Annotated in this window: 21 protein-coding genes and 1 pseudogene; 11 read left to right on the top strand and 11 right to left on the bottom strand. The window is 56.5% G+C overall.

Annotated features, from left to right (window positions below; all coding sequences use genetic code 11):
- The first annotated feature begins 8 nt into the window (after window positions 1–8).
- Together K3752_RS17670 and K3752_RS17665 are read left to right on the top strand one after the other, a co-directional pair.
- Window positions 9–1,340 carry a lipopolysaccharide biosynthesis protein gene (locus K3752_RS17670; protein WP_260066598.1) on the top strand — a complete coding sequence of 444 codons (1,332 nt, stop codon included), beginning with the start codon at window positions 9–11 and terminating at the stop codon, window positions 1,338–1,340.
- Window positions 1,337–2,581 (top strand): O-antigen ligase, encoded by a 1,245-nt coding sequence (locus K3752_RS17665; protein ID WP_260066587.1) that lies wholly within the window; start codon window positions 1,337–1,339, stop codon window positions 2,579–2,581. Before K3752_RS17670 ends, K3752_RS17665 begins: the two co-directional genes overlap by 4 nt.
- Here the strand turns inward: K3752_RS17665 and K3752_RS17660 are convergent.
- The gene (locus K3752_RS17660) at window positions 2,563–3,459 is read right to left on the bottom strand and encodes a sulfotransferase (protein WP_260066589.1); all 897 of its coding nucleotides are present in this window, start codon (window positions 3,457–3,459) and stop codon (window positions 2,563–2,565) included. The two genes, K3752_RS17665 and K3752_RS17660, sit on opposite strands and share 19 nt — an antisense overlap.
- A 136-nt stretch (window positions 3,460–3,595) precedes the next feature.
- On the opposite strand from K3752_RS17660, the gene K3752_RS17655 reads away from it, so the two are divergent.
- The 4 genes from K3752_RS17655 to K3752_RS17640 are packed head-to-tail and all read left to right on the top strand — an operon-like array spanning window position 3,596 to window position 7,484.
- Complete coding sequence (locus K3752_RS17655) at window positions 3,596–4,813, top strand: polysaccharide biosynthesis/export family protein (RefSeq protein ID WP_170366469.1); 1,218 nt, start codon at window positions 3,596–3,598, stop codon at window positions 4,811–4,813.
- A 35-nt stretch (window positions 4,814–4,848) separates the two neighbouring features.
- Complete coding sequence (locus K3752_RS17650) at window positions 4,849–6,051, top strand: glycosyltransferase family 4 protein (RefSeq protein WP_260066591.1); 1,203 nt, start codon at window positions 4,849–4,851, stop codon at window positions 6,049–6,051.
- Between the two features lie 15 nt (window positions 6,052–6,066).
- Window positions 6,067–6,387 (top strand): hypothetical protein, encoded by a 321-nt coding sequence (locus tag K3752_RS17645; protein ID WP_260066593.1) that lies wholly within the window; start codon window positions 6,067–6,069, stop codon window positions 6,385–6,387.
- Window positions 6,387–7,484 (top strand): glycosyltransferase family 4 protein, encoded by a 1,098-nt coding sequence (locus K3752_RS17640; RefSeq protein ID WP_260066594.1) that lies wholly within the window; start codon window positions 6,387–6,389, stop codon window positions 7,482–7,484. The genes K3752_RS17645 and K3752_RS17640 overlap by 1 nt, the downstream gene beginning before the upstream one ends.
- A 145-nt stretch (window positions 7,485–7,629) precedes the next feature.
- Here the strand turns inward: K3752_RS17640 and K3752_RS17635 are convergent, their stop codons facing one another.
- The 3 genes from K3752_RS17635 to K3752_RS17625 form a co-directional block, all read right to left on the bottom strand.
- Complete coding sequence (locus K3752_RS17635; protein ID WP_260066595.1) at window positions 7,630–8,313, bottom strand: HAD family hydrolase; 684 nt, start codon at window positions 8,311–8,313, stop codon at window positions 7,630–7,632.
- Window positions 8,310–9,296, bottom strand: coding sequence for an ATP-grasp domain-containing protein (locus K3752_RS17630; RefSeq protein WP_170442377.1), 987 nt, complete (start codon window positions 9,294–9,296; stop codon window positions 8,310–8,312). The genes K3752_RS17635 and K3752_RS17630 overlap by 4 nt, the downstream gene beginning before the upstream one ends.
- 279 nt (window positions 9,297–9,575) lie before the next feature.
- Window positions 9,576–10,613, bottom strand: a complete 1,038-nt coding sequence (locus K3752_RS17625; protein ID WP_260066596.1) for a nitroreductase family protein — start codon at window positions 10,611–10,613, stop codon at window positions 9,576–9,578.
- A gap of 1,135 nt (window positions 10,614–11,748) precedes the next feature.
- Here K3752_RS17625 and K3752_RS17620 point away from each other — a divergent pair.
- The 4 genes from K3752_RS17620 (at window position 11,749) to K3752_RS17605 (ending at window position 16,350) form a co-directional block, all read left to right on the top strand.
- Window positions 11,749–12,705, top strand: a complete 957-nt coding sequence (locus tag K3752_RS17620) for a methionyl-tRNA formyltransferase (protein WP_260066597.1) — start codon at window positions 11,749–11,751, stop codon at window positions 12,703–12,705.
- Between the two features lie 661 nt (window positions 12,706–13,366).
- A complete protein-coding gene (locus K3752_RS17615; protein WP_260066596.1) occupies window positions 13,367–14,404 on the top strand; it encodes a nitroreductase family protein in 1,038 nt (345 codons plus the stop codon).
- Window positions 14,405–14,683: 279 nt separating this feature from the next.
- Window positions 14,684–15,670, top strand: a complete 987-nt coding sequence (locus K3752_RS17610; RefSeq protein WP_170442377.1) for an ATP-grasp domain-containing protein — start codon at window positions 14,684–14,686, stop codon at window positions 15,668–15,670.
- Window positions 15,667–16,350, top strand: a complete 684-nt coding sequence (locus K3752_RS17605) for an HAD family hydrolase (RefSeq protein ID WP_260066595.1) — start codon at window positions 15,667–15,669, stop codon at window positions 16,348–16,350. Before K3752_RS17610 ends, K3752_RS17605 begins: the two co-directional genes overlap by 4 nt.
- A gap of 145 nt (window positions 16,351–16,495) precedes the next feature.
- Here the strand turns inward: K3752_RS17605 and K3752_RS17600 are convergent, their stop codons facing one another.
- Genes K3752_RS17600 through K3752_RS17585 form a run of 4 tightly spaced genes read right to left on the bottom strand, consistent with a single transcriptional unit; the run spans window position 16,496 to window position 20,384 of the window.
- Window positions 16,496–17,593, bottom strand: a complete 1,098-nt coding sequence (locus tag K3752_RS17600) for a glycosyltransferase family 4 protein (RefSeq protein ID WP_260066594.1) — start codon at window positions 17,591–17,593, stop codon at window positions 16,496–16,498.
- A complete protein-coding gene (locus tag K3752_RS17595; RefSeq protein ID WP_260066593.1) occupies window positions 17,593–17,913 on the bottom strand; it encodes a hypothetical protein in 321 nt (106 codons plus the stop codon). The genes K3752_RS17600 and K3752_RS17595 overlap by 1 nt, the downstream gene beginning before the upstream one ends.
- Before the next feature lie 15 nt (window positions 17,914–17,928).
- A complete protein-coding gene (locus K3752_RS17590; RefSeq protein ID WP_260066591.1) occupies window positions 17,929–19,131 on the bottom strand; it encodes a glycosyltransferase family 4 protein in 1,203 nt (400 codons plus the stop codon).
- A 35-nt stretch (window positions 19,132–19,166) separates the two neighbouring features.
- Window positions 19,167–20,384, bottom strand: a complete 1,218-nt coding sequence (locus K3752_RS17585; RefSeq protein ID WP_170366469.1) for a polysaccharide biosynthesis/export family protein — start codon at window positions 20,382–20,384, stop codon at window positions 19,167–19,169.
- Between the two features lie 136 nt (window positions 20,385–20,520).
- On the opposite strand from K3752_RS17585, the gene K3752_RS17580 reads away from it, so the two are divergent.
- Window positions 20,521–21,417 (top strand): sulfotransferase, encoded by an 897-nt coding sequence (locus K3752_RS17580; protein ID WP_260066589.1) that lies wholly within the window; start codon window positions 20,521–20,523, stop codon window positions 21,415–21,417.
- Here the strand turns inward: K3752_RS17580 and K3752_RS17575 are convergent.
- The 3 genes and pseudogenes from K3752_RS17575 to K3752_RS17565 form a co-directional block, all read right to left on the bottom strand.
- Window positions 21,399–22,643, bottom strand: coding sequence for an O-antigen ligase (locus tag K3752_RS17575; RefSeq protein WP_260066587.1), 1,245 nt, complete (start codon window positions 22,641–22,643; stop codon window positions 21,399–21,401). The genes K3752_RS17580 and K3752_RS17575 overlap by 19 nt on opposite strands.
- On the bottom strand, window positions 22,640–23,965 hold the full coding sequence (locus K3752_RS17570) for a lipopolysaccharide biosynthesis protein (protein ID WP_260066585.1): 1,326 nt from the start codon (window positions 23,963–23,965) through the stop codon (window positions 22,640–22,642). The genes K3752_RS17575 and K3752_RS17570 overlap by 4 nt, the downstream gene beginning before the upstream one ends.
- Window positions 23,966–23,983: 18 nt before the next feature.
- Window positions 23,984–24,214, bottom strand: a pseudogene (locus K3752_RS17565) (glycosyltransferase); the annotation flags it as partial.
- Window positions 24,215–24,234 lie beyond the last annotated feature (20 nt).

The following is a 24,234-nucleotide window of genomic DNA, read 5'->3' as shown; positions in this document are numbered from 1 at the left end:
AGGGCTCCATGTCGAATGCTTTCCGGCGCCTTATCCATTTCGACGAACTCGTACCCCGGATTCTAAGAAACGTCGGGTATTTGGTATCCGGAACCACGGCGGTCTCACTTATTGGAATCGTGACGCTGGTGCTGACGGCCCGTGCGCTTGGTCCAGCCGGTCTTGGAATTCTGGCCCTCGTCGAAGCTTATGTGCGAACGATCGACATGCTCTTTCGCCTTCAGCCGACGCAGGTTCTGATAAAATACGGCTCCGAGGCCTTGGAAAAGGACGACAAGGGCCGGTTTGAGCGCTTGATCAAACTATCCATACTCATCGACCTTGCTGGCGGCGTGCTGGCAGGCCTCATCGCAATCTCAGTAGGGTGGCTGGCTGCGCCTGTGTTTGGGCTCGGCCCCGACGGTTTCGACTATATTCTGGTTGTTGCACTTGCTCTCTTTGTCTCGTTCCGTCCCACTGGGGTTGCGCTGTTACGGTTATTCGATCGGTTCGGATTGCTTGCCGTTTCGGAATGCTGCTTGGCCGTCATGCGGCTTGCGATTGCGGCGGTGGCACTGGCGTTCGACTTGGGGATATGGGCTTTCATAGTCATGCTGCTGCTACACAGCTTGGCCGATGGTATTGTGGCCTTTGCCTTGGCGATACGGGAGCTTTTGCGGCGCGGATATGATGGCGTTTGGAGGGCCTCGGCACGCACGGCATGTACGGAGAACACCCGTATCTTCCGTTTCCTTTGGAACTCGAACATCTACCAAATCCTTCGCAACGCAACCCAGCGCTTCGATGTGCTGGCGCTCGGTGTTATGGTCAGCCCCGCTATTGTCGGTCAGTATCAGGTTGCAAAGCGATCAGGGCGCGCCGTGTTGCGTCTGGCCCGGACATTGACGCAGGTGCTGTTTCCCGAACTGGCGAAGCTCTGGATACAAGGTGAACGCTCGCGTTTCCGCAGGATGGTCCGCTATGTTACCCTTATGATCTTTGTTTCCAGTTCGGCGGTTGCGATCCCGTTGGCCTTTGCCGTGCCAAGCCTTGTGGATGCATTTTTCGGTGAGGACTTCACCGGCGCGGTTCCAATGATCTGGGTTCTGGGAGGGGCAATTGTGTTGAATGTGACTGGATTGGCGTTCAATGCCGCGCTGCTGAGCATGGGTCGGGACCGAGAGCTGTTGCATGTCACAATCCTCAGCACCGCCCTCTTTGCTGTCGCCTTTGTGCCTGCAGTCAGTCTTTGGGGTGGGGTCGGTGCGATGTTGTGCCAGGTGCTGTTCAGCGCTGTATGGTTCTTGGGATGCTTGTGGCATCTGGAGATGCGCCCCTTGCCAGAAAAGTCCGCGGTGTGACCGTCACAGATTTGATACCCGCCAGCAGTCATGCCCCCGACCGGCAGACGCAGGCCAGACGGCTGGAACTGTATCTGGCGGGCGCTACGGTCGCGCTGTCACCGATGAATTATTTCCGTCTTGAAATGGCCTATTTTACAGCCAGTGATTTTTTTGGCTTTCTGACGGTGATAGTTATGCTGCTCAACCGCAGCGTGCCGTTGCGATTTTTTGGGCCGGCAACATCGCTTTGGCTCTTCTCGCTCATGCTGTTTCTCGGAGGGTTGCTGCTCGGTTCGATCGTGCAGGGCGATCCAGTCGACGGGCTCATTGCCTTTGTTCAATATTTCTACTCGCTGGTTCTCATTCCCATAATCATTTCATGCCGACGTCTGGAAGAGACATTTCTGCTGATGCGAGTTCTGATCTACTCCGTCTCAGCAATCATGTTGTTTGGTATCTACTTGATTGTTTTCGTGCCCGACGCCAATCCAATGCTGGTTTCGGGCAGCGGGCGTCTCCGCTCGCTTCTGGAGCGTGAAAACGCAGCGGGCGCCATGGCGGCAATCGCGATCACGTTTAGCGTCTATCTGCGAATAGTGGGAATATTCGGTCTCGTGCATTTTGTGGCCATTATGGCCATTTTGGTCTACGGGCTGATGCTTACCGGATCAAATACCGGGTTTGGCGCGGCAACTTTGGGGACAGGCATGATACTTTTGCTTGCGGGAGGCGTTCGAACCATCGTCGCGGCTGCACTCCTTGCGGCGATTTTTTCCGCGACCGTCCTGCAGTTTGGCGATTTGTTCCTGCCCGAGGTTTTTCAGAGGCGTGTATTCGGTGCCTTGTCGTCGGTAGATATCGAGCAGGCGGGAACCTTTATGGACCGTTTCGCACTGATGCAGGAGGCGTTTCAGCTTTCAAATGAAACCGTGTGGCTCGGTCTTGGCGCCGACCAGTACCGGACTTTCAGTTCCTACGGCGCTCCGGTGCACAACACCTATTTGCTGGTTCTGTCGGAAGGCGGGGTCTTGTCGCTACTTGGCCTCTCCGGTTTTTTCCTTTCAGCTTTGGCCTTGGGGATAGTTGCGTACAGGTCCCCCGAAAGCCGCATGTTGGGCGCTTTGACACTGGTCACAGTTATTTTGTTCGCTCTTTTGCTGAACGCTTTCGCCCACTTTTATGCCCGGTTCTGGCATGTTCCCCTGGCGCTGGCGATGAGTCTCAGCCTGCCACGCGTTGCCTATTCGATGTACCGGTAGCGCCGGAGCAAAGCCCCGGCAGCCATTTCCGCCTGTTTTCTCGCCGCGTTCGACATTTCGACTTCCCAGGCGTCGTCATATCGCAGCGCAACAGGGCCTTTCATCCGCAACCGGCTGCCCGCCATCTGGTGCGCAGGCACGACTTTTGCACCCTCGGCGATCGGTTCTGCGATTGCAGATAGATCTACTCCGATCGCTGTAGAAATTCGCATCATCTCGGTCAGCGGGTCGCGCATAAGGTCTTCATATCGAACACGCACCGAGTGTTCCGCTGGAAGGCGGGTGCGCAACTTCTCTGCGACGCTGTTATACATCCGCCATCTCAGCGCAGTTCGAAGGGCAGAACGCGGCACAATCTTTTTCTGAACGCCTTTCGCGACATCGAGAGGAATTGCGCGGCCCATTGCATGCGCCACCGCGCGGGCGTCGCGCACCAAATGGATCACGCGCAGATCGACGTCCGGGTCCCGGCTCAAGGCAAGCGCACGCCCCGGTGCCTTGGACGAGTCCAGAACAACCGGCCGCCCGGTCTCGGCGCGAATGGCGGAAAACAGCGCACGTGATTGGGCAAGAAATGCGTTGAGCCTTCGGCCGCCGATCGTACGCGCAGGCGCATAAAGCGGCTCGAAAACGCGCTGCAGTGAAAGATGGTCGTTCGGATCGCAGGCTTCGGCCCATCGAGCCATAACCGGTGCCCACACATCACAATCCTTAAGCCGGCTGCCGCAGGCGCAAAACTCGTTCTCGTGCCAAACATGGCGACACATGGCTGAAATCTCGCCGGACCCGAATATCTCGGGATGCATACCCAGCATCATATCGAGCATAGTCGATCCACTGCGTCCGTAGCCGGCGATGTAGATAATCCTAGATTGCATGAAGGTCTCCAGCGGACGGCAAACGGTGTCTGTAAATTAACCCTGTTTCGCGGTCGACGCAGACCCCTTTTTGGGATAGCCTCTTCAATTATAACCTTTTTGTTTGGTTTGATAGTAAAATAGTAGCAGGGTGGTTATGCTGTTTCGTCTGATGATCCTCGCTTTGATTTTTCTCATGCCCGCTTCTGCGATGGCAGAACCTTATTCTTTTGTTTCGGGGGATACTTTGCTGGTGCGGGCGGGGCGTTGGGACCACTCCACCCAGAACTTCAGTTTTTGGGACGGGGTCAGCGGCGAATACCGCATTTCATCCAGCGGTGAGATACAGATACCACTGGCCGGAACCATTATGGCCAGCGGCAAGACGGCAGACGACCTGTCCACGGCGATTTCGCTTCAGATTCAGCGCCGGATTGGTTTGACGTCGCCGCCGGAAGTTGCAATCGAGATCGCGGGACACCCTCCGATCTATGTTGGTGGTTTTGTCACAAACCCGGGGGCTTATCCATTTCGTCTTGGGATGACTGTTCAGCAAGCGGTGGCGCAGTCGGGGGGAGTTGGCTCGAGTGATGGTACTGAAGAAAACACCGAAAGAGAGCTGATCCGCCTGAGCGGCCAGATGCGCATTCTGACGAACGAGATCGCCGCCCTGGAAGCCGAGGAGGCGCGGTTGGTGGCAGAGGTTGCTGCAATCGAGATACGGGCGGCAGACGGTACTCCAACTGTCAACGGCGAAGGTATTGATGGGATTGAGCGGGAGCTTTTCATCGCCCGACAAAGGTCTTTCGACACTCGAGAAGCCAATATCCAGGAACTGCAGGAAGTTGTGGCCGAGCAAGTGCTCCGTCTTGACGCCCAGCTTGCACTGCGCCAGCAACAAGTCGCACTTGCCCGTGAAGAAGCCGAAGTGATGGGCGAACTGAAAGATCGCGGTCTCGCCGCGCGCACGCGAGAAACGGCGGTTCTCTCTGACTTGGCCGGTATGGAAGTGCAATTGAGTGCTTTGGAGGTCGCACGGCTAAATGCCCAACAGCAGCTCAACTTGGCGCGCCGCGATGAGATCACGCTCTTCGACGAGGCGCGCCTCAGCCGTCTCGCTGCACTGCGAGATGTTAGAAACGACCTGACCAATCGTCGGGCGGAATTGGAGACCGCCAAAAAACTCTATGCCGAAGCGACTGTGCGGGGCACCGCTGGTGTCGAGTCAGACGAGGCAGTCAAAGTCGTCTACGTTATCTCACGAGAGGTAAACGGCGCGTTTGAACGTATCCAAGCTGACCCCACGACCCGTCTGGCACCGCGCGACACACTTGAAATCACCGTCGAGGTCTTGCCACCTTCCGCAGGCAACTGAATGTTCCCCCAAGAGTATTTCGTGAGGTCGTTTCCTTGAGCCGTTTGCGCATTCTGCTCCCCTTTGTAGGGGGCAAAACTATCGGCGGCAGCCATATTTCAGCCCTCAAGCTGGTGGCTGGGCTGGACCGAAACCGTTTCAAGCCAACTGTTTTGTTGCACGACCTCGATGGGTCAGGGCCGGGACCACTGGGAGACTATATCCATTCACAGGGCCTTGAATACCGGACACTGGCGGATGTTGCGATCATTGCACCGTCGCACAGCAAGACCGAAAGGTCTATATCGGTAGGAACCTATCTTACCCGAACGTTGCCCGCGTTGCGCCGCTTTCTCAAGGAGGGAGCCTATGACATCGTCCACACAAACGACGGGCGGATGCATGTTAATTGGGCTGCCCCAGCACGCCTCGCCGGGTGCCGCTTGCTCTGGCATCATCGCGAGGATCCGAAAGGCTTTGGGGTCAACACAATTGCACCCTTTCTTGCAAACCGGATCGTGACCGTCTCAAATTTTGCACGCCCGGCACACCCTCTCTTGCCAGTCAGACGCCGCACCCATGTCGTCTACAGCCCGTTTGAATTCGAAGAACAGCCTGACCGTGTGGCGGCCCGTGCCGCGCTGCTTAAAGAAATCAAAGCAGGAGAGAACGCGTTGCTCCTGGGCTTTTTTGGATCTCTGGTCCCGCGCAAGCAACCAATTGCTTTCGTGGAAGCAGTGGCAGAAACGATAAAGGCTCTGCCTGGCCGCGAAGTTCATGGTCTATTTTTTGGTGAGGCGATTTTGCCCCACGCGCCGCTGGACCGCGAAGCTCTGGCATTGGCCGAGCGTCTCGGGATCGGCAAACATATTCACCTGATGGGTTTCAGACGACCGATCAACGGACCGATGGCGGCAATGGATGCCACAGTTGTGACGGCTCTAAACGAACCTTTTGGTCGAACATTGATCGAAGCAATGCATTTGGGCGTTCCGGTGATTGCCACCCGGCACGGCGGCAACATCGAAGCCATTCAGGACGGCAAGACAGGCCGGCTTGTTCCGGTAGGGGACCCAAGAGCCATTGCAGATGCAATCATGCATCTTGAAAGCGACCCGGAAAACCGCGCAGCCATTGTCGCGGAAGCCCGCGCGAACCTCATCAGTCGCTACGGCACAGAACGCCACATTGAACAGCTCAGCCAAATATATGAGGACCTCGCGCCAGCAAGCCGAGCACGATTTCCTGCCGTCACCTGAACCTATACGGAATGCATGACGCTCATGCCGGAACATATCGCTTATCACATAACAGCCCCGACCATGTTACAGTTGCGGGCATTTGTTGAGATGTGTCTTCCCGGCAAAGACTTTGGCAAACTGCGGCCGCCGAGCGCCGACGTATTTGAGAGCCCTCCTGTTTTCGGTGAAATCACAACGGAGCGCGTGAGCCTGGATCACCATCGGGATGCAAGCGGATTGCACCGTCCAGCAGTATGTACCAGCGACCATTGTGTTGACGGAAACACGAGCGCAGACGAATGGAACAGGCTTCCGGCAGCGAACCTCGGCGATTTTGTCGTGGCTGCTGAATGATGAGGAAGCGTCTAGCAATTCTGCTCACGGGGCTCGGTGCCGGAGGGGCCGAACGGGTAGTGATGTTGCTTGCAAATCACTGGGTGGCACAAGGTCACGAGGTGCACATAATCAGCTTTGATGCGCCCGATGCCCCTATCTACTTTGACGTGCCGCCGACTGTCGCGCTTCACCGCCTCGACCTTTCCCATCCTGGGCTGGGGCCGCTGCGAGTCCTCCGCCGGCTCATGGCTCTCCGACGGGTTCTCGTGAAAATCGAGCCAGATACGTTGATTTCATTTCTGACCAAGAACAATGTCCTGGCTTTGCTTTCGACGTGGGGGCGCTCGATACACACAGTCGTTTGCGAGCGCAACAACCCTATGCGCCAAGAGGCAAATAGCCTCTGGGGCAGGCTGCTGGCCCGACTCTATCCTTTGGCAGACGCCATCGTGATGCAGACACGGGCGAGCCTCGTTTGTTTGCCGAAAGGTGTCGAAAGTGCCGCCTTTGTCATTCCCAATCCTATCGAGACGCCAACTGCGCTCCCGCCCGAAGAGAGCGAGCCCAAAATCCTTGTGGCCGTAGGCCGCCTGGTGTCGCAGAAAGGGTTTGACCTATTGATCGATGCCTTTGCCCCAATTCAGGATGAATTCTCCGACTGGCAGCTCAAGATTTTTGGTGATGGACCACTGCGTGACAGCCTGGCATCCAGAATTTCCGCATGCGGCGGCAGCGAGCGTATCTTCCTTGCTGGCCAGACCGATACGCCGGGTGCATGGATCAGGGAAGGTCATGCTTTTGTGCTCTCGTCGCGCTTTGAGGGATTTCCCAACGTTCTAGGCGAGGCCATGGCGGCAGGGATGCCCGTAGTGAGTTTCGACTGCCCTTTCGGACCGGCCGAGATGGTAACCGATGGTGTAGACGGCCTGCTCGTTCCCGACGGTGATGTTGAGGAGTTGGCAAACGCGCTGCGCCGTTTGCTGTCCAACCGGGACTTCCGCGCAAAACTGGCAAATGAAGCGCGAAAGAGTAGCGCCAGATTCACAGTGCCCCGCGTCGCCGCTCAATGGGATGCGCTTCTCGACACCCTTGGAGAAACGAAGCGGGACCGGTGATCCGTTATTCAACAGGAAGCCGCCAAGCACCCCATACTCACAGCCATGAAGCGCGACGATATCCACAAGTTCATGGGCAGAAAGCCGTGACGTATCATTGGTTTTTGGAGCCAGACAATCTCACAAAGCTCGTGACGGAGGCGGCCTAGCGTGCCGTCGGGATAGCTCTCCCAAGCTTTTCCAACGTTGCTTCCAATTCATCCAGGCTCTCTATCTGGGCATGGGGCGCGTAGGCCTTATCAGGCGGTGGTGCCGTATGGACGCGGCCTTCGCGGCAAATCTGGATCGTGTGCCACCCTCGCGCTCGCGGTGTGACAAAATCCTTGAGGGCGTTGTCAGCAACATAGACAAGAGAAGCCCCACCAGCCGCCGCCTCCATTTCCAGAAATGCCCGTGGATGCGGTTTCGAGAATTCAGGCCCCCACGCAGCGGTTGGCCGCAACACCTTAAATTGCGGGGCAATCCCAAGCGCCGAAATCTTGGCCCGTTGCATCCGCTCAGGGCCATCGGTGATCAGCCCTAGGTCTGTGCACGGAGAAAGCCGGTCAAGACATCGCCTTGCATCGTCGCAAAGTGCAATCTGCGGGGTATGGTTGCGATACCTTGTAACAAGATCATCGATCATCCCGGCATCCTCAGGCAGGCCAAGCGCTGCCAGCGCCTCGTCGAAAATCCGTTGGCGCCGACCCGCAAGGAACGCGGCCCAGCACCAAGCACCAAAGCCAATACATCCCGTTGTTTCTTCAATGTAACTATCGAGAGAAGCATAGCCGGAGAACGCAAAATCCCGCTCGAGATACAGCGTGTCGTCCAAATCGAATACGATCAAGATAGCCCCCGGAAAACGGCGGCGTCATAACGCAGCATTTCAACCCCGTCGGTCCAGTTGTCATGCGCAGCTGAAGTACCGATCGTGACTTCTTCCAAGAGCCAGCGGGCAAAGGTTGCCCCTGCTGCATCGGCAAGTGGATAGCCGCCGCCGAACCGAGCATTGATTTCAAGGACCTTTGGACCATGCTCGGGATCGTCGATCACCTGAAAACATGATACACCGCGCAGACCAGGAAGGGCGGCAGCAATGCCCTCTGCAATCGCCTTCAGGTCAGCACGCCGTTCAGTGCGACCCTTCTCGACTTCCCCGGCGCGTATCGACAACCGGATATGCGGGATCACTGTTCTGAGTTCACCACGGGAGTCGACAAACATGTTGATTGTGTATTCCGGTCCTCCGAGACAATCCTGCGCGATCATGGGTTCATCAGTATGATCTGGTAAGTCCCCCGGATGGTTGATCACAGCCAGCCCACGACTTGCGCTGCCCCCCGACGGCTTGAGAAAAACCGGCCAGGACAGGAGGTCCGGCTTGGCGCGCAAAGCCTCCAATGCGTGCGTGCAGGGCACTGGGACACCCGCGGCACTCAGCACCTCGGCGGTTCGGGCCTTATCGCGGACCACCGAGATTGTTTCGGGGTCTGAGACATGAACCCGAGCGCCGATTTGAGCAAAGTCCTCGGCCGCCTCGGCCAGCGGCGCCAGCTCCGGGTCGATTGTCGGAACGACCAGTCTTGCACCTGTCTCAGCCGCAATTGCCAAAACAACATCAACATACGAAGGATCATCGCATCGTGGTACCGCGTATGCTCCGTCGGCTCGCGCACAGGCCGCCGAAAGATCAGGTGCAAGATCGCAGGCAAACACACGCAAGTCGATCCCGAGCCCACGTGCGGCAGTCCGAAAGCACTCCAACAATTCAACCCGTCGTCCTGCCGATGTGAGCAACACGCCGACTTGATCCTTGATTGTTTCTTTCATCGAAGCCTCATGCGTGCTCGCCCTTAGGAGGACCGTATACTGTCATACCTCGAAATTGCAGCGATACTGGAGCGCGGCCAAAATATTTCACGGGAACTTAAACAGTTACCATTGGTATCGCCCCGTGCGAGCCTTAGGCCAATGGATGTGGCAGCAAGGCAGAACTTCGGCTTCCTTAAAGGAGACGCTAAGGTCACCCAAACGCTCTTTGATGAACCAAAGAGCGCATGCCTGACCCGCACTGACCGCCAAGGTCAAACGCAGGCCGAATGCCGCAAACTACGATCGATTGATGGGCGGATTGTACTCGCGCATAACCTCAAGCGGCCGTTTCTGGGAATAGGCGACCATAGCCTCGGGATCCGGGTAACCCACCGCCATGAAGAACACCGGCCGTTCGTACCCCTTCAGACCCAGAACTTCCTGCGCGCGCTTTTCATGGGCCTCAATATCCGGCCAATTGCAGATGCAAGAGCTCAATCCGAGGGTTTCCAGCGCGTATGAGAAAGACATCGCAGCAAGGGAGCCATCAATGTAAATCACGTGCCGGTCCTTTTCGCTGTAGAACGCATCAAGCGACCCCAGAACGACCACCATCACGGGTATATTGTGCTTCCACCCAATGGTTCCCCCGGGCAACGATGCGACCTGTTCGACAGTTTCAGGATCATCAAACACGAGAAAGCGGAAAGGTTGCCGGTTACAGGCACTGGGCGACAAACCGGCCACCGTAAACGCCTTGTCCAGCAATTCACGCGGTACTGGCTTTTGCTCGAACCACCGCACCGATCGACGCTTAAGAGCCAATTGCTCCAGCTGCTCGTACGAGACCGGATGATCATCAAGAAGGCGCTTGTAAGGGATCCGTTTTGCCTCGGCACTATTGCCGGCCGGTGCAGGGCATTTCTCAAATACCTCACGCGCATGATCAAGGACCGGGTCAGGGGCCACAGCACCAAAATAAGCACGCAAAACGTCGTGAGCCCAAAGCAGAGACTCGGCCGTACTTTCGTCAGCGTGCGAAGGTTCGGAAACGATCTTGCGGTAAACGTTAACCGTTTCGAGAATGTAGTCCTTGGCAAACACCGGACGCCGAGGCCGCATCAACAGACCTTTCTCCAGACGGTGCACATTCCGGCGCATCAAAAAGACGTTGGCATCATCCTCTTGAAGTTCCGCATGATATTTCGCGAGCCCAAGCAGAACCGCTCGTTCCTCGCGCCTAAATTGCCGTGACAACAAGGAATAATACGCCGTGGCAAGGGGTTTGGCGGACGAGGCAAATTTCAGACCGCTTGTCTGAACCGACGTGGCCAATCGGGCCGCTCCGGACTCCTTCAAAAGGAGACGGGCATTGCGCAGCCGGTCGACCTGGCTTTCCGGCAAAAAATTCTTCACCAACGTTTTCATCTCAAATCGATCTCCGTAAACAAATCTTGTTCAGCCCTCATACACGCACCATGCGCGCACAATGCCTTCTCATATTGTGCTTTGTTTCCCATTCGGATTCGTTCTGCCTCGAATCATAGGATCCGCGGGCGACAGGACAGGTCGGTGCAAACGGCCCTCACGGACCACTCCGGAACCGGCACAGGTCAGTCCATATCGCGAAAGACACCGGTCCAGACCAATGGCCGACACCGGACCACCTTCAGAAAATAAACCGTTTCGAACCGGACTTAGGCGTCCCGACACAGCCTTCCCCTCTCCACAAGCGCGAAACGCGATCATTTCGCAGGGCAAAACCTGTCCAAGACTGGGAACTGCAACACCGTTCATCACCACAACCATCCGAGCTCGCCATACGCGACCACCTCGGCAACACTAAAAACCTCAAGAAGCTTCCAGCAAAAAAAACCAAAACGCAACTTGTATCGATGGCAAATCAACGCCCCGTGAAATCCAAAATAACAACTAAAGGAGCTCAGCACTCACCATCCCGGGTGGTTTGTACAATCAAACCCAAAATACCCTGATACTCGCCCGCGGATTGTCCTGCGCTTTCGGGAATTATAGCGACAAAGGCACAGGCTAGATGTCTCGCTGCTAACAAAGATCAGACGCGTCGCGAACCAGAGTCCAGAATTAGATCTAACGCTTTAAGACCAACTTTGCCTCGGTCCTTGTTGCCTTTCACGCCTTGATTGGTGTCAGCGGACAGCGGTTTACAGGAGTTCAGTAACATGGCAGGTTAACCCGAGAAAATTCATACAGTTAAATCGAAAAGGCGGCATTTTGGTTGCTGGCAGTGCTTTTTGTAACCTGCGAACGCGGGCCAAGAACTTTCAGGTGCATGAAGTGTCTATGTCAACGCGCGAGCCGCGCGGGTACCGCCTCGAAAGCTTGGCGTCAGAGGTGATCGCGAGGATCAATAAAGCAGTGCGCTGACGACTTCCCATTTTATCATTGGACTGAGCGCCTGCTCGGTCGCGGTTTGGTTAGTCCCAGCACCATGTCAAAACATCAGGAGGCCATCACTTTGAAAACAGTCTTTATCGGTGCGGTCGAGGGTTCGGCAAAGGCGCTGAATGCACTATGTGCGGCGGGCCATGTGCCAAATCTGGTCATTACGCTCCCGCTCGACTTGTCGCATCGGCATTCCGATTTTTTTGACCTGGAGCCTATCTGCACAGAGTATGAGGTGCCCCTGCATCGAACGCCAAAGTCCGAAGCACCTGAAACTCTGGCCCTCATCTCCAGCATCGATCCTGACCTCGTCCTTGTGATCGGGTGGTCGCAACTCTGCAGCCCAGCCCTTCTGGGTATTCCACGGATAGGCTGCCTAGGCTTCCATCCTTCGGCTCTACCCCGTCTTCGCGGGCGTGGCGTAATTCCATGGACGATCCTTTTGGGCGAGAGGGAAACGGGTGCGACATTGTTCTGGCTGGGCGACGGTGCAGATACCGGGCCAATTGCAGATCAACGCCTGATCAAAATTGATCCATACCAAGAAACGGCTGCAAGCCTGTATGCAAAACAGATAAGCGCACTGGCCGAGATGTTGCCGCCGTTGGTTACGCGAATTGCGGAAGGCGAGATTCCTTCAGAACCCCAGGACGAAAGCAAAGCCAGTGTCTGCGCACGGCGGCGCCCTGAGGATGGGTATGTCGACTGGTCAAAGCCCGCAGCAGAGATAGAGCGATTGATCCGCGCTGCAGGCCCACCCTATCCAGGAGCTTTTACTTACACCGCAGACGGAACGCGTCTGACCCTGAACTTGGCTGCTCCGCACCCACAAGACGGTTATTTCATTGGGCTGCCAGGGCAGGTCCAAGCTGTCAACGGGTCCGGGTTCACTGTTGCATGTGGGGATTTCCGCTGCATCGATATCACCGACTGGACGGGTGCCGATGCGCCACCTAGGCTGCATACTATTCTCGGAGGACAGAAGCGAAAAGCTTCGACATAGCCAACTGCTTGCAATGGCTGGTCGCGATCCCACCCGGCTGAAGTCTTCTTGGGGCCGGAGCACCGTGGCATTTTGGATTTCACGGGGCGTTGATTTGCCATCGATACAAGTTGCGTTTTGGTTTTTTTTGCTGGAAGCTTCTTGAGGTTTTTAGTGTTGCCGAGGTGGTCGCGTATGGCGAGCTCGGATGGTTGTGGTGATGAACGGTGTTGCAGTTCCCAGTCTTGGACAGGTTTTGCCCTGCGAAATGATCGCGTTTCGCGCTTGTGGAGAGGGGAAGGCTGTGTCGGGACGCCTAAGTCCGGTTCGAAACGGTTTATTTTCTGAAGGTGGTCCGGTGTCGGCCATTGGTCTGGACCGGTGTCTTTCGCGATATGGACTGACCTGTGCCGGTTCCGGAGTGGTCCGTGAGGGCCGTTTGCACCGACCTGTCCTGTCGCCCGCGGATCCTATGATTCGAGGCAGAACGAATCCGAATGGGAAACAAAGCACAATATGAGAAGGCATTGTGCGCGCATGGTGCGTGTATGAGGGCTGAACAAGATTTGTTTACGGAGATCGATTTGAGATGAAAACGTTGGTGAAGAATTTTTTGCCGGAAAGCCAGGTCGACCGGCTGCGCAATGCCCGTCTCCTTTTGAAGGAGTCCGGAGCGGCCCGATTGGCCACGTCGGTTCAGACAAGCGGTCTGAAATTTGCCTCGTCCGCCAAACCCCTTGCCACGGCGTATTATTCCTTGTTGTCACGGCAATTTAGGCGCGAGGAACGAGCGGTTCTGCTTGGGCTCGCGAAATATCATGCGGAACTTCAAGAGGATGATGCCAACGTCTTTTTGATGCGCCGGAATGTGCACCGTCTGGAGAAAGGTCTGTTGATGCGGCCTCGGCGTCCGGTGTTTGCCAAGGACTACATTCTCGAAACGGTTAACGTTTACCGCAAGATCGTTTCCGAACCTTCGCACGCTGACGAAAGTACGGCCGAGTCTCTGCTTTGGGCTCACGACGTTTTGCGTGCTTATTTTGGTGCTGTGGCCCCTGACCCGGTCCTTGATCATGCGCGTGAGGTATTTGAGAAATGCCCTGCACCGGCCGGCAATAGTGCCGAGGCAAAACGGATCCCTTACAAGCGCCTTCTTGATGATCATCCGGTCTCGTACGAGCAGCTGGAGCAATTGGCTCTTAAGCGTCGATCGGTGCGGTGGTTCGAGCAAAAGCCAGTACCGCGTGAATTGCTGGACAAGGCGTTTACGGTGGCCGGTTTGTCGCCCAGTGCCTGTAACCGGCAACCTTTCCGCTTTCTCGTGTTTGATGATCCTGAAACTGTCGAACAGGTCGCATCGTTGCCCGGGGGAACCATTGGGTGGAAGCACAATATACCCGTGATGGTGGTCGTTCTGGGGTCGCTTGATGCGTTCTACAGCGAAAAGGACCGGCACGTGATTTACATTGATGGCTCCCTTGCTGCGATGTCTTTCTCATACGCGCTGGAAACCCTCGGATTGAGCTCTTGCATCTGCAATTGGCCGGATATTGAGGCCCATGAAAAGCGCGCGCAGGAAGTTCTGGGTCTGAAGGGGTACGAACGGCCGGTGTTCTTCATGGCGGTGGGTTACCCGGATCCCGAGGCTATGGTCGCCTATTCCCAGAAACGGCCGCTTGAGGTTATGCGCGAGTACAATCCGCCCATCAATCGATCGTAGTTTGCGGCATTCGGCCTGCGTTTGACCTTGGCGGTCAGTGCGGGTCAGGCATGCGCTCTTTGGTTCATCAAAGAGCGTTTGGGTGACCTTAGCGTCTCCTTTAAGGAAGCCGAAGTTCTGCCTTGCTGCCACATCCATTGGCCTAAGGCTCGCACGGGGCGATACCAATGGTAACTGTTTAAGTTCCCGTGAAATATTTTGGCCGCGCTCCAGTATCGCTGCAATTTCGAGGTATGACAGTATACGGTCCTCCTAAGGGCGAGCACGCATGAGGCTTCGATGAAAGAAACAATCAAGGATCAAGTCGGCGTGTTGCTCACATCGGCAGGACGACGGGTTGAATTGTTGGAGTGCTTTCGGACTGCCGCACGTGGGCTCGGGATCGACTTGCGTGTGTTTGCCTGCGATCTTGCACCTGATCTTTCGGCGGCCTGTGCGCGAGCCGACGGAGCATACGCGGTACCACGATGCGATGATCCTTCGTATGTTGATGTTGTTTTGGCAATTGCGGCTGAGACAGGTGCAAGACTGGTCGTTCCGACAATCGACCCGGAGCTGGCGCCGCTGGCCGAGGCGGCCGAGGACTTTGCTCAAATCGGCGCTCGGGTTCATGTCTCAGACCCCGAAACAATCTCGGTGGTCCGCGATAAGGCCCGAACCGCCGAGGTGCTGAGTGCCGCGGGTGTCCCAGTGCCCTGCACGCACGCATTGGAGGCTTTGCGCGCCAAGCCGGACCTCCTGTCCTGGCCGGTTTTTCTCAAGCCGTCGGGGGGCAGCGCAAGTCGTGGGCTGGCTGTGATCAACCATCCGGGGGACTTACCAGATCATACTGATGAACCCATGATCGCGCAGGATTGTCTCGGAGGACCGGAATACACAATCAACATGTTTGTCGACTCCCGTGGTGAACTCAGAACAGTGATCCCGCATATCCGGTTGTCGATACGCGCCGGGGAAGTCGAGAAGGGTCGCACTGAACGGCGTGCTGACCTGAAGGCGATTGCAGAGGGCATTGCTGCCGCCCTTCCTGGTCTGCGCGGTGTATCATGTTTTCAGGTGATCGACGATCCCGAGCATGGTCCAAAGGTCCTTGAAATCAATGCTCGGTTCGGCGGCGGCTATCCACTTGCCGATGCAGCAGGGGCAACCTTTGCCCGCTGGCTCTTGGAAGAAGTCACGATCGGTACTTCAGCTGCGCATGACAACTGGACCGACGGGGTTGAAATGCTGCGTTATGACGCCGCCGTTTTCCGGGGGCTATCTTGATCGTATTCGATTTGGACGACACGCTGTATCTCGAGCGGGATTTTGCGTTCTCCGGCTATGCTTCTCTCGATAGTTACATTGAAGAAACAACGGGATGTATTGGCTTTGGTGCTTGGTGCTGGGCCGCGTTCCTTGCGGGTCGGCGCCAACGGATTTTCGACGAGGCGCTGGCAGCGCTTGGCCTGCCTGAGGATGCCGGGATGATCGATGATCTTGTTACAAGGTATCGCAACCATACCCCGCAGATTGCACTTTGCGACGATGCAAGGCGATGTCTTGACCGGCTTTCTCCGTGCACAGACCTAGGGCTGATCACCGATGGCCCTGAGCGGATGCAACGGGCCAAGATTTCGGCGCTTGGGATTGCCCCGCAATTTAAGGTGTTGCGGCCAACCGCTGCGTGGGGGCCTGAATTCTCGAAACCGCATCCACGGGCATTTCTGGAAATGGAGGCGGCGGCTGGTGGGGCTTCTCTTGTCTATGTTGCTGACAACGCCCTCAAGGATTTTGTCACACCGCGAGCGCGAGGGTGGCACACGATCCAGATTTGCCGCGAAGGCCGCGTCCATACGGCACCACCGCCTGATAAGGCCTACGCGCCCCATGCCCAGATAGAGAGCCTGGATGAATTGGAAGCAACGTTGGAAAAGCTTGGGAGAGCTATCCCGACGGCACGCTAGGCCGCCTCCGTCACGAGCTTTGTGAGATTGTCTGGCTCCAAAAACCAATGATACGTCACGGCTTTCTGCCCATGAACTTGTGGATATCGTCGCGCTTCATGGCTGTGAGTATGGGGTGCTTGGCGGCTTCCTGTTGAATAACGGATCACCGGTCCCGCTTCGTTTCTCCAAGGGTGTCGAGAAGCGCATCCCATTGAGCGGCGACGCGGGGCACTGTGAATCTGGCGCTACTCTTTCGCGCTTCATTTGCCAGTTTTGCGCGGAAGTCCCGGTTGGACAGCAAACGGCGCAGCGCGTTTGCCAACTCCTCAACATCACCGTCGGGAACGAGCAGGCCGTCTACACCATCGGTTACCATCTCGGCCGGTCCGAAAGGGCAGTCGAAACTCACTACGGGCATCCCTGCCGCCATGGCCTCGCCTAGAACGTTGGGAAATCCCTCAAAGCGCGACGAGAGCACAAAAGCATGACCTTCCCTGATCCATGCACCCGGCGTATCGGTCTGGCCAGCAAGGAAGATACGCTCGCTGCCGCCGCATGCGGAAATTCTGGATGCCAGGCTGTCACGCAGTGGTCCATCACCAAAAATCTTGAGCTGCCAGTCGGAGAATTCATCCTGAATTGGGGCAAAGGCATCGATCAATAGGTCAAACCCTTTCTGCGACACCAGGCGGCCTACGGCCACAAGGATTTTGGGCTCGCTCTCTTCGGGCGGGAGCGCAGTTGGCGTCTCGATAGGATTGGGAATGACAAAGGCGGCACTTTCGACACCTTTCGGCAAACAAACGAGGCTCGCCCGTGTCTGCATCACGATGGCGTCTGCCAAAGGATAGAGTCGGGCCAGCAGCCTGCCCCAGAGGCTATTTGCCTCTTGGCGCATAGGGTTGTTGCGCTCGCAAACGACTGTGTGTATCGAGCGCCCCCACGTCGAAAGCAAAGCCAGGACATTGTTCTTGGTCAGAAATGAAATCAACGTATCTGGCTCGATTTTCACGAGAACCCGTCGGAGAGCCATGAGCCGGCGGAGGACTCGCAGCGGCCCCAGCCCAGGATGGGAAAGGTCGAGGCGGTGAAGCGCGACAGTCGGCGGCACGTCAAAGTAGATAGGGGCATCGGGCGCATCAAAGCTGATTATGTGCACCTCGTGACCTTGTGCCACCCAGTGATTTGCAAGCAACATCACTACCCGTTCGGCCCCTCCGGCACCGAGCCCCGTGAGCAGAATTGCTAGACGCTTCCTCATCATTCAGCAGCCACGACAAAATCGCCGAGGTTCGCTGCCGGAAGCCTGTTCCATTCGTCTGCGCTCGTGTTTCCGTCAACACAATGGTCGCTGGTACATACTGCTGGACGGTGCAATCCGCTTGCATCCCGATGGTGATCCAGGCTCACGCGCTCCGTTGTGATTTCACCGAAAACAGGAGGGCTCTCAAATACGTCGGCGCTCGGCGGCCGCAGTTTGCCAAAGTCTTTGCCGGGAAGACACATCTCAACAAATGCCCGCAACTGTAACATGGTCGGGGCTGTTATGTGATAAGCGATATGTTCCGGCATGAGCGTCATGCATTCCGTATAGGTTCAGGTGACGGCAGGAAATCGTGCTCGGCTTGCTGGCGCGAGGTCCTCATATATTTGGCTGAGCTGTTCAATGTGGCGTTCTGTGCCGTAGCGACTGATGAGGTTCGCGCGGGCTTCCGCGACAATGGCTGCGCGGTTTTCCGGGTCGCTTTCAAGATGCATGATTGCATCTGCAATGGCTCTTGGGTCCCCTACCGGAACAAGCCGGCCTGTCTTGCCGTCCTGAATGGCTTCGATGTTGCCGCCGTGCCGGGTGGCAATCACCGGAACGCCCAAATGCATTGCTTCGATCAATGTTCGACCAAAAGGTTCGTTTAGAGCCGTCACAACTGTGGCATCCATTGCCGCCATCGGTCCGTTGATCGGTCGTCTGAAACCCATCAGGTGAATATGTTTGCCGATCCCGAGACGCTCGGCCAATGCCAGAGCTTCGCGGTCCAGCGGCGCGTGGGGCAAAATCGCCTCACCAAAAAATAGACCATGAACTTCGCGGCCAGGCAGAGCCTTTATCGTTTCTGCCACTGCTTCCACGAAAGCAATTGGTTGCTTGCGCGGGACCAGAGATCCAAAAAAGCCCAGGAGCAACGCGTTCTCTCCTGCTTTGATTTCTTTAAGCAGCGCGGCACGGGCCGCCACACGGTCAGGCTGTTCTTCGAATTCAAACGGGCTGTAGACGACATGGGTGCGGCGTCTGACTGGCAAGAGAGGGTGTGCCGGGCGTGCAAAATTTGAGACGGTCACGATCCGGTTTGCAAGAAAGGGTGCAATTGTGTTGACCCCAAAGCCTTTCGGATCCTCGCGATGATGCCAGAGCAAGCGGCACCCGGCGAGGCGTGCTGGGGCAGCCCAATTAACATGCATCCGCCCGTCGTTTGTGTGGACGATGTCATAGGCTCCCTCCTTGAGAAAGCGGCGCAACGCGGGCAACGTTCGGGTAAGATAGGTTCCTACCGATATAGACCTTTCGGTCTTGCTGTGCGACGGTGCAATGATCGCAACATCCGCCAGTGTCCGGTATTCAAGGCCCTGTGAATGGATATAGTCTCCCAGTGGTCCCGGCCCTGACCCATCGAGGTCGTGCAACAAAACAGTTGGCTTGAAACGGTTTCGGTCCAGCCCAGCCACCAGCTTGAGGGCTGAAATATGGCTGCCGCCGATAGTTTTGCCCCCTACAAAGGGGAGCAGAATGCGCAAACGGCTCAAGGAAACGACCTCACGAAATACTCTTGGGGGAACATTCAGTTGCCTGCGGAAGGTGGCAAGACCTCGACGGTGATTTCAAGTGTGTCGCGCGGTGCCAGACGGGTCGTGGGGTCAGCTTGGATACGTTCAAACGCGCCGTTTACCTCTCGTGAGATAACGTAGACGACTTTGACTGCCTCGTCTGACTCGACACCAGCGGTGCCCCGCACAGTCGCTTCGGCATAGAGTTTTTTGGCGGTCTCCAATTCCGCCCGACGATTGGTCAGGTCGTTTCTAACATCTCGCAGTGCAGCGAGACGGCTGAGGCGCGCCTCGTCGAAGAGCGTGATCTCATCGCGGCGCGCCAAGTTGAGCTGCTGTTGGGCATTTAGCCGTGCGACCTCCAAAGCACTCAATTGCACTTCCATACCGGCCAAGTCAGAGAGAACCGCCGTTTCTCGCGTGCGCGCGGCGAGACCGCGATCTTTCAGTTCGCCCATCACTTCGGCTTCTTCACGGGCAAGTGCGACTTGTTGCTGGCGCAGTGCAAGCTGGGCGTCAAGACGGAGCACTTGCTCGGCCACAACTTCCTGCAGTTCCTGGATATTGGCTTCTCGAGTGTCGAAAGACCTTTGTCGGGCGATGAAAAGCTCCCGCTCAATCCCATCAATACCTTCGCCGTTGACAGTTGGAGTACCGTCTGCCGCCCGTATCTCGATTGCAGCAACCTCTGCCACCAACCGCGCCTCCTCGGCTTCCAGGGCGGCGATCTCGTTCGTCAGAATGCGCATCTGGCCGCTCAGGCGGATCAGCTCTCTTTCGGTGTTTTCTTCAGTACCATCACTCGAGCCAACTCCCCCCGACTGCGCCACCGCTTGCTGAACAGTCATCCCAAGACGAAATGGATAAGCCCCCGGGTTTGTGACAAAACCACCAACATAGATCGGAGGGTGTCCCGCGATCTCGATTGCAACTTCCGGCGGCGACGTCAAACCAATCCGGCGCTGAATCTGAAGCGAAATCGCCGTGGACAGGTCGTCTGCCGTCTTGCCGCTGGCCATAATGGTTCCGGCCAGTGGTATCTGTATCTCACCGCTGGATGAAATGCGGTATTCGCCGCTGACCCCGTCCCAAAAACTGAAGTTCTGGGTGGAGTGGTCCCAACGCCCCGCCCGCACCAGCAAAGTATCCCCCGAAACAAAAGAATAAGGTTCTGCCATCGCAGAAGCGGGCATGAGAAAAATCAAAGCGAGGATCATCAGACGAAACAGCATAACCACCCTGCTACTATTTTACTATCAAACCAAACAAAAAGGTTATAATTGAAGAGGCTATCCCAAAAAGGGGTCTGCGTCGACCGCGAAACAGGGTTAATTTACAGACACCGTTTGCCGTCCGCTGGAGACCTTCATGCAATCTAGGATTATCTACATCGCCGGCTACGGACGCAGTGGATCGACTATGCTCGATATGATGCTGGGTATGCATCCCGAGATATTCGGGTCCGGCGAGATTTCAGCCATGTGTCGCCATGTTTGGCACGAGAACGAGTTTTGCGCCTGCGGCAGCCGGCTTAAGGATTGTGATGTGTGGGCACCGGTTATGGCTCGATGGGCCGAAGCCTGCGATCCGAACGACCATCTTTCACTGCAGCGCGTTTTCGAGCCGCTTTATGCGCCTGCGCGTACGATCGGCGGCCGAAGGCTCAACGCATTTCTTGCCCAATCACGTGCGCTGTTTTCCGCCATTCGCGCCGAGACCGGGCGGCCGGTTGTTCTGGACTCGTCCAAGGCACCGGGGCGTGCGCTTGCCTTGAGCCGGGACCCGGACGTCGATCTGCGCGTGATCCATTTGGTGCGCGACGCCCGCGCGGTGGCGCATGCAATGGGCCGCGCAATTCCTCTCGATGTCGCGAAAGGCGTTCAGAAAAAGATTGTGCCGCGTTCTGCCCTTCGAACTGCGCTGAGATGGCGGATGTATAACAGCGTCGCAGAGAAGTTGCGCACCCGCCTTCCAGCGGAACACTCGGTGCGTGTTCGATATGAAGACCTTATGCGCGACCCGCTGACCGAGATGATGCGAATTTCTACAGCGATCGGAGTAGATCTATCTGCAATCGCAGAACCGATCGCCGAGGGTGCAAAAGTCGTGCCTGCGCACCAGATGGCGGGCAGCCGGTTGCGGATGAAAGGCCCTGTTGCGCTGCGATATGACGACGCCTGGGAAGTCGAAATGTCGAACGCGGCGAGAAAACAGGCGGAAATGGCTGCCGGGGCTTTGCTCCGGCGCTACCGGTACATCGAATAGGCAACGCGTGGCAGGCTGAGACTCATCGCCAGCGCCAGGGGAACATGCCAGAACCGGGCATAAAAGTGGGCGAAAGCGTTCAGCAAAAGAGCGAACAAAATAACTGTGACCAGTGTCAAAGCGCCCAACATGCGGCTTTCGGGGGACCTGTACGCAACTATCCCCAAGGCCAAAGCTGAAAGGAAAAAACCGGAGAGGCCAAGTAGCGACAAGACCCCGCCTTCCGACAGAACCAGCAAATAGGTGTTGTGCACCGGAGCGCCGTAGGAACTGAAAGTCCGGTACTGGTCGGCGCCAAGACCGAGCCACACGGTTTCATTTGAAAGCTGAAACGCCTCCTGCATCAGTGCGAAACGGTCCATAAAGGTTCCCGCCTGCTCGATATCTACCGACGACAAGGCACCGAATACACGCCTCTGAAAAACCTCGGGCAGGAACAAATCGCCAAACTGCAGGACGGTCGCGGAAAAAATCGCCGCAAGGAGTGCAGCCGCGACGATGGTTCGAACGCCTCCCGCAAGCAAAAGTATCATGCCTGTCCCCAAAGTTGCCGCGCCAAACCCGGTATTTGATCCGGTAAGCATCAGCCCGTAGACCAAAATGGCCATAATGGCCACAAAATGCACGAGACCGAATATTCCCACTATTCGCAGATAGACGCTAAACGTGATCGCGATTGCCGCCATGGCGCCCGCTGCGTTTTCACGCTCCAGAAGCGAGCGGAGACGCCCGCTGCCCGAAACCAGCATTGGATTGGCGTCGGGCACGAAAACAATCAAGTAGATACCAAACAACATGATTGCTGAGACGGAGTAGATCAGAACTCGCATCAGCAGAAATGTCTCTTCCAGACGTCGGCATGAAATGATTATGGGAATGAGAACCAGCGAGTAGAAATATTGAACAAAGGCAATGAGCCCGTCGACTGGATCGCCCTGCACGATCGAACCGAGCAGCAACCCTCCGAGAAACAGCATGAGCGAGAAGAGCCAAAGCGATGTTGCCGGCCCAAAAAATCGCAACGGCACGCTGCGGTTGAGCAGCATAACTATCACCGTCAGAAAGCCAAAAAAATCACTGGCTGTAAAATAGGCCATTTCAAGACGGAAATAATTCATCGGTGACAGCGCGACCGTAGCGCCCGCCAGATACAGTTCCAGCCGTCTGGCCTGCGTCTGCCGGTCGGGGGCATGACTGCTGGCGGGTATCAAATCTGTGACGGTCACACCGCGGACTTTTCTGGCAAGGGGCGCATCTCCAGATGCCACAAGCATCCCAAGAACCATACAGCGCTGAACAGCACCTGGCACAACATCGCACCGACCCCACCCCAAAGACTGACTGCAGGCACAAAGGCGACAGCAAAGAGGGCGGTGCTGAGGATTGTGACATGCAACAGCTCTCGGTCCCGACCCATGCTCAGCAGCGCGGCATTGAACGCCAATCCAGTCACATTCAACACAATTGCCCCTCCCAGAACCCAGATCATTGGAACCGCGCCGGTGAAGTCCTCACCGAAAAATGCATCCACAAGGCTTGGCACGGCAAAGGCCAACGGGATCGCAACCGCCGAACTGGAAACAAAGATCATAAGGGTAACATAGCGGACCATCCTGCGGAAACGCGAGCGTTCACCTTGTATCCAGAGCTTCGCCAGTTCGGGAAACAGCACCTGCGTCAATGTCCGGGCCAGACGCAACACGGCGCGCCCTGATCGCTTTGCAACCTGATACTGACCGACAATAGCGGGGCTGACCATAACACCGAGCGCCAGCACATCGAAGCGCTGGGTTGCGTTGCGAAGGATTTGGTAGATGTTCGAGTTCCAAAGGAAACGGAAGATACGGGTGTTCTCCGTACATGCCGTGCGTGCCGAGGCCCTCCAAACGCCATCATATCCGCGCCGCAAAAGCTCCCGTATCGCCAAGGCAAAGGCCACAATACCATCGGCCAAGCTGTGTAGCAGCAGCATGACTATGAAAGCCCATATCCCCAAGTCGAACGCCAGTGCCACCGCCGCAATCGCAAGCCGCATGACGGCCAAGCAGCATTCCGAAACGGCAAGCAATCCGAACCGATCGAATAACCGTAACAGCGCAACCCCAGTGGGACGGAACGAGACAAAGAGAGCAAGTGCAACAACCAGAATATAGTCGAAACCGTCGGGGCCGAGCCCAAACACAGGCGCAGCCAGCCACCCTACTGAGATTGCGATGAGGCCTGCCAGCACGCCGCCAGCAAGGTCGATGAGTATGGATAGTTTGATCAAGCGCTCAAACCGGCCCTTGTCGTCCTTTTCCAAGGCCTCGGAGCCGTATTTTATCAGAACCTGCGTCGGCTGAAGGCGAAAGAGCATGTCGATCGTTCGCACATAAGCTTCGACGAGGGCCAGAATTCCAAGACCGGCTGGACCAAGCGCACGGGCCGTCAGCACCAGCGTCACGATTCCAATAAGTGAGACCGCCGTGGTTCCGGATACCAAATACCCGACGTTTCTTAGAATCCGGGGTACGAGTTCGTCGAAAATGGATAAGGCGCCGGAAAGCATTCGACATGGAGCCCTCACTCAAGCCGCCCGTGTCGAGGACGGATGGCGGGCAGCGCCAAGATTCATTTCAGTCAACAGGTGAGAATTGACTTTGTGAATATCAAATACCGCCTCCGCGCGGGCGCGCGCCTCTTTCCCCATCTGCAGTGCAAGATCCGTGTCATCAAGAAACTTTCTCATCACATCCGCCAAGGCATTGGCGTCGCGAGGAGCAACCAGAAAACCAGACACACCGTCCTCCACGGTATCTCCGCAACCCGGTAGCGTAG

Origin of the sequence: Ruegeria sp. B32 (assembly GCF_025141855.1) — a bacterium.
Lineage (GTDB): Bacteria > Pseudomonadota > Alphaproteobacteria > Rhodobacterales > Rhodobacteraceae > Ruegeria > Ruegeria arenilitoris.
This window is presented reverse-complemented; position numbering and strand designations above follow the sequence as displayed.